Origin of the sequence: Dactylosporangium sp. NPDC005572 (assembly GCF_040605515.1) — a bacterium.
Classification (GTDB): Bacteria; Actinomycetota; Actinomycetes; order Mycobacteriales; family Micromonosporaceae; genus Dactylosporangium.
Window position 1 is genome coordinate 1 of the sequence record NZ_JBEXCY010000375.1, and the last position, 5301, is coordinate 5301.

7 protein-coding genes are annotated in these 5301 nt (G+C 72.8%); 5 read left to right on the top strand and 2 right to left on the bottom strand.

The window, feature by feature from the left end:
• On the top strand, positions 1 to 311 hold a 311-nt coding region (locus ABZS66_RS60145; protein WP_354773746.1), incomplete at its 5' end, for a Sir2 family NAD-dependent protein deacetylase.
• Here ABZS66_RS60145 and ABZS66_RS60150 read toward each other — a convergent pair.
• Positions 300 to 1034, bottom strand: coding sequence for a 3-keto-5-aminohexanoate cleavage protein (locus tag ABZS66_RS60150; RefSeq protein WP_354773747.1), 735 nt, complete (start codon positions 1032 to 1034; stop codon positions 300 to 302). The genes ABZS66_RS60145 and ABZS66_RS60150 overlap by 12 nt on opposite strands.
• Before the next feature lie 125 nt (positions 1035 to 1159).
• On the bottom strand, positions 1160 to 1441 hold the full coding sequence (locus tag ABZS66_RS60155; RefSeq protein ID WP_354773749.1) for a DUF3040 domain-containing protein: 282 nt from the start codon (positions 1439 to 1441) through the stop codon (positions 1160 to 1162).
• A 232-nt stretch (positions 1442 to 1673) separates the two neighbouring features.
• Here ABZS66_RS60155 and ABZS66_RS60160 point away from each other — a divergent pair, with 232 nt between their 5' ends.
• From ABZS66_RS60160 to ABZS66_RS60175, 4 genes are read left to right on the top strand one after another with little or no spacing between them, the layout of a single operon-like run.
• Complete coding sequence (locus tag ABZS66_RS60160; protein WP_354773751.1) at positions 1674 to 2534, top strand: hypothetical protein; 861 nt, start codon at positions 1674 to 1676, stop codon at positions 2532 to 2534.
• Between the two features lie 24 nt (positions 2535 to 2558).
• Positions 2559 to 3833 (top strand): AI-2E family transporter, encoded by a 1275-nt coding sequence (locus ABZS66_RS60165; protein WP_354773753.1) that lies wholly within the window; start codon positions 2559 to 2561, stop codon positions 3831 to 3833.
• Between the two features lie 9 nt (positions 3834 to 3842).
• Entirely contained in the window at positions 3843 to 4286 is a 444-nt protein-coding gene (locus ABZS66_RS60170) for a nitroreductase family deazaflavin-dependent oxidoreductase (RefSeq protein WP_354773755.1), read from the top strand.
• Positions 4279 to 5178 carry a glycoside hydrolase family 88 protein gene (locus tag ABZS66_RS60175; RefSeq protein ID WP_354773757.1) on the top strand — a complete coding sequence of 300 codons (900 nt, stop codon included), beginning with the start codon at positions 4279 to 4281 and terminating at the stop codon, positions 5176 to 5178. The genes ABZS66_RS60170 and ABZS66_RS60175 overlap by 8 nt, the downstream gene beginning before the upstream one ends.
• Positions 5179 to 5301: the final 123 nt, after the last annotated feature.

Genomic DNA, 5301 nt, shown 5'->3' on the forward strand with positions numbered 1-5301 from the left:
TCGCGACCGTCGACTGCGGCGGGTGCGGCGGGATGCTGAAGCCCGACGTGGTCTTCTTCGGCGAGAGCGTGCCGGCGCCCCGGGTCCAGGAGTGCTTCCAGCTCGTCGAGAAGGCCTCGGCGCTGGTGGTGCTCGGTTCGTCGCTCACCGTCATGTCCGGGCGGCGGTTCGTCGTGCGGGCCGCGAAGCTCGGGCTGCCGATCGCGATCGTGAACCAGGGGGCGACGAAGAGCGACGCCATCGCCACACTGCGGCTCGACACACCCCTCGGCGCGGCGCTCAACGCCGTGGCGTGGTCGCTACGCGGCTGACGACCACACCGACAGGGCCAGCCGGACCAGCTCGGCGTTGTCGGCGACCGGGTCGCCGGCCGGGCCGGTCAGGGTGTCCTCCAGGCCGATCCGCGTCGGCAGCCCCAGCCGGCCGGCCAGGGCGACCATGGGCCAGCAGGTCTCCCCCTCGCCGTGCAGCAGGCGCCGGCCGGGCACCCCGGTCGTCTCCAGCTCGGCCAGCACCGCCATGGGATCGGTCGCCGGCGACATGATCTCGACCAGGACGCGCGGCAGGTCGCCCGCGATCGACAGCGCGCCCGCGTCGGCGACCGACCAGACGCCCGCCTCGACGGCCACCCCGAGCTCCACCAGCATGAGGACCAGCTCGGTGAACCCCGGTTCGGAGACGTTCACCGAGGCGAAATCCGGCCGGTCGTACCGCGGGAGCTCCGCCCACCCCCCGACCGCGAGCGAGCGGGTGGCCACGTCGCCGCCGGTGACCCAGAGGCCGGTCGTGACCCCGATCGGCGTCGCCGGGCAGGCCGCCCGCACCGCGGCGACGGCCGCGCCCACGTCGGCGGCGTCGAGCGACTCGGCAAGATCGGCCCGGCGCGGGTGCAGGTGGACGGCCTCGGCCCCGGCGGCCACCGCGGCCTGTGCGGCCACGGCCAGCTCGGCCGGGGTGCAGGGCAGCGCGGGGTGCTCACCGGGCCGGCGGCCGCCGTTCAGCGCCACCTTGAGCCGGGCAATCGGGCGCAACACAGGACAACTGTGGCGCTCCGGCCGGCCGGGCGCAAGATCGGACCCCGATCCGGGGTGCGCAAACCCCCGGCGATCGGCGGATCGCCGGGGGTGCGGGTCGAAACGTTCAGGGGTTTATCAGGGGTTTATATGGGGTCGCCCGGCCGGTCGGGGTTGGACGGCCGGTAGGTCCACACTCCGCCGGCCACGCCGAGGGCGCAGATCGCCAGGACCGCCCCGGGGACGGAACCGGCGGCCAGCCCGATGATGACGCCGACGACGGCGGCGATGGCGATGACGACCGCGGTCACGCGACGAGGTGTGACGCGGCGAGTCATGGCCCGGTTGAATCCGTTGACGAACCGCGTGTCGTCACGCAACGCGGCTTCGATGTCCGCGAGCCGCTTCTGCTCGCTCTCGCTGAGCATGATGCCCAACCTCCTCCGACGGGCCTGCCCGGTGCGCGATGGGTACCCGTTCCGCTCGATGGTCACACAAATCACCGGCCTGTGGGTCGGTCGATCGGCGCCAAGTGGAATTCTGCTGGTCATCGGCCTGACGTTTCGCGGCTTTTGTCGGATCAGTCGACCTGCGCGAAGTCGGTGGCGTATGCCATTCTCGGTGGCGAATGGTTCATGAACATTTCGGGGAGGAACCGTCGTGGACCCGCAGCACCACTGGCAGCAGCCGCAGGACCAGACCGGCGCTTACGGTCCGCCACCGGGGCAGCCCTACCCGCCCCAGCAGCACCCGCCCCAGCAGTACCCACAGCAGCACTACCCGCCCCAGCAGCCGCAGCAGCCGTACTCCGCCGTGCCCTACAACCAGCCGTACAGCGCGCCCCCGCAGCAGCAGTACCAGCACCCGGGGCCGTACCAGCCGCCCACGCAGTACCAGCCGCCGGCCCCCGTGGCGCCGCCGAAGCGCAACCGCTGGTTCGCCGCCCTGGTCATCAGCGCGGTCCTGCTCGTGATCATGGCGGTCGCCGTGGTCGTCGTCGCCACCACCCGGGGCAACGACAACGAGACCCCGGCCGCCGGCGACGGCACCACGTCGTCGTCGCCGAAGGGCCCGGTCGACGCGTGCCTGGTCGGCAAGTGGAAGCAGACGGGGTACCAGAAGCAGGTCGTGCTCGGCGACACCGACGTCGGCACGCGGGAGAGCCTCGGCACCATCAAGATGACCGGCGGCGGCAAGCAGTGGACGATCAACGCCGACGGCAGCGCGATCGAGGACGACGCGAAGACGGTCTACAGTGGAAAGACGCCGGACGGCCGCACCGTGACCGCGACGTTCTCCGGGTCGACCGAGTGGACCCTGAAGACCGACGGCAACCAGCTCAGCTACGCCGGCAAGGAGAGCACGGCGTCGGTGGTCATCTCGGTCAACGGCGCCAGCAAGGGCCGCATCGACCTGGAGCCCAACACCGACCCGGTGAAGTACACCTGCACCGGCGACGTCTGGCGCACGACGAGCAACTCGGACCCGGACGCATTCGGCAGGTTTGACCGCGTGAAGTAGCCCGACCGGGGGTACTGGCCATGCATGGCGACATGGATCACCCAGGTCGGTGAGCGGGCCCGGGCCCGGCTGACCACCGCGCGCAAGGGCGGCCCGGTCCCGCCCTTCGATACCGGCCCGGACGAGGCGGACGTGCTGCTCGTCCACCCGGCGTCCACAGTGGAGGACGGCATCCCCCGCGGCATCAAGGTCGCGGGGGCCTGGGCCTGGCGGGTCATCCTGTTCGTCCTGGCCGCGTACCTGCTGCTCAAGCTGATCTCGACGCTGCGGCTGGTGGTCATCCCGGTCGTCGTGGCGCTGCTGCTGGCCGCGCTGCTGGAGCCCGCGGCCGGCCGGCTGCGCCGGCACATGAAACGCTCGCTCGCCGCCGCGATCGTGCTCGTCGGCGGCCTGATCGTGGTCTTCGGCGGCCTCAGCGTGATCGTGTACACCTTCATCGCCCAGTTCGACAACCTGGCCGAGCAGGTGCGGGGCGGCCTGAACGAGATCCGCCACTGGCTGTCGTACGGCCCGCTGCACATCTCCGAGCAGCAGTTCAACGACACGGTCGACCGGCTGCAGCAGCAGGTGACGGCCAACCGCGGCGCGCTCACCGCCGGCGCGCTGAGCACCGCCACGACCCTCGGCGAGGTGCTCACCGGGTTCTTCCTGGTGCTGTTCACCCTGTTCTTCTTCCTGCGCGACGGCACGCAGATCTGGCACTTCCTGTGCCGGCTGCTGCCGGGGCCGGCGCAGCTGCCGGTCGCGCGGGCCGGGCACTACTCCTGGTCCACGCTGGTGTCGTACGTGCGGGCCACCGTCCTGGTCGCGTTCGTCGACGCCGTCGGCATCGGCACCGGCCTGGTCGTCCTGCGGATCCCGCTCGCCCTGCCGCTGGCCGCGCTGGTCTTCCTCGGCGCGTTCATCCCGGTCGTCGGCGCCACGCTGTCCGGCACCGTGGCCGTGCTCGTCGCGCTGGTCACCAACGGGCCGGTGAGCGCCCTGCTCGTGCTGGCCGTGGTCATCGCGGTCCAGCAGCTGGAGGGCCACGTCCTCCAGCCGCTCATCATGGGCCGGGCGGTCGCCCTGCACCCGCTCTCGGTCATCCTCGCCATCACCACCGGCGTCGTCGTCGCGGGGATCGTCGGCGGGCTGGTCTCGGTGCCGCTGCTCGCGGTCGGGAACACCGCGGTGCGGTACCTCGCCCGGCACCCGGACGGCGAACCCACCCCGGAGGGCGAGCCGCCCGGCACCGAGCCCGCCGACGAGGACGAGGGCGGAGGAAACGGTACGGTCGAGGCTGAGAAGGAACAGCCGTAAGGAGCGAACATGCCGTTGACCGGTGAGTACGAGCCGAGCCCGACCGACTGGGCGCGCGAGCAGGCCGAGCTGTTCGAGCGCACGAACGGCGCGGAGGGCAACACGCTGCGGGGGCGGCCGATCATCCTGCTCACCTCGCTGGGCGCGAAGTCCGGGAAGCTGCGCAAGACCCCGCTGATGCGGATCGAGCACGACGGGGAGTACGCGGTGGTCGCCTCGCGGGGCGGCGCGCCGACGCACCCGGTGTGGTACCACAACCTCGTCAACCACCCGCTGGTCGAGCTCCAGGACGGGCCGGTCCGCCGGGACTACACGGCCCGCGAGGTGACCGGCGCGGAGCGGGAGACCTGGTGGAAGCGGGCGACGGCGACCTGGCCCGACTACGACGACTACACGACGAAGACCGACCGGACGATCCCCGTCTTCGTGCTCACTCCGGTCGCGGATGCGTGATCATCCGGTACTGCTGACGCTGCTGGCCATGCAGCGGCAGAACTGGGAGCAGGGCGTGGCCACCCACGCCCTGCTCGACCTGGGGCTCGGCGACCTCGCCGCGCGGCTGGCCCGCGACGCGGCCGTGCACCAGAGCCCCGACGGCCGCCTGGGCACCATCGGGGACGACGCGGGGTCCGTGAACTCCGGTGCGATCTACGAGGCGGCGGTACTGGCGGGGCTGACCGGCGCCGCCTCGAAGCAGCTCGACTGGATCGTCACGGCGGCGCCGCGCGCGGCCGACGGCACGCTGTTCCACCTGCTCGGCGGGCGGGAGGTGTGGGCCGACACGGTGTACATGGCGGTGCCGATGCTCGCCTTCGCCGGGCGCCCGGAGCTCGCCGTCGCCCAGGTCGAGGGCCACCGGGCCCGGCTGTGCACCGGCGGGCTCTACGCGGCCCGGTACGACGAGGCGACCAGCGCGCTCGCCGCGCCCGAGCACTGGGGCACCGGCAGCGGCTGGGTGGCCGCCGGGATCGCCCGCGCGATCCGGCACGACCCCGCCCTGGCCGGGCCGCTCGCCGGGCACGCCCGTGAGGTCCTGGACGCCTGCCTCGCCTGCCGGCGCGCCGACGGGCTGTTCGGCAACGTGCTGGACGACCCCGGCTCGTTCACGGAGGCCAACGTCGCGCAGATGCTGGAGTACACCATCCGCACCGGCGTCGCCGGCGGCTGGCTCCCCGCCTCGTATCTGGGCCCGGCGGACTCGCTGCGCGCGGCCGTGGCGCCGCTCGTCGAGGACGGCTGGGTGACCTCCGTCTGCGGCGCGCCGACGTTCGACCGGCCCGGCGTGTCGGCCGAGGCGCAGGCGTTCCACCTGCTCGCCCTCGCCGCCGGCCGCACCGCCGGCTGAGCACGCTCAGGGCCGCCTCGGCGGCCGCCTCCAGGGTGCCGACCGTCGCGCGCTGGGCGGCCGAGGCGGGCTTCGCGTCGTGCGAGACCCTGCCGATCGAGCACGACTTCTGGCGCTTCTACC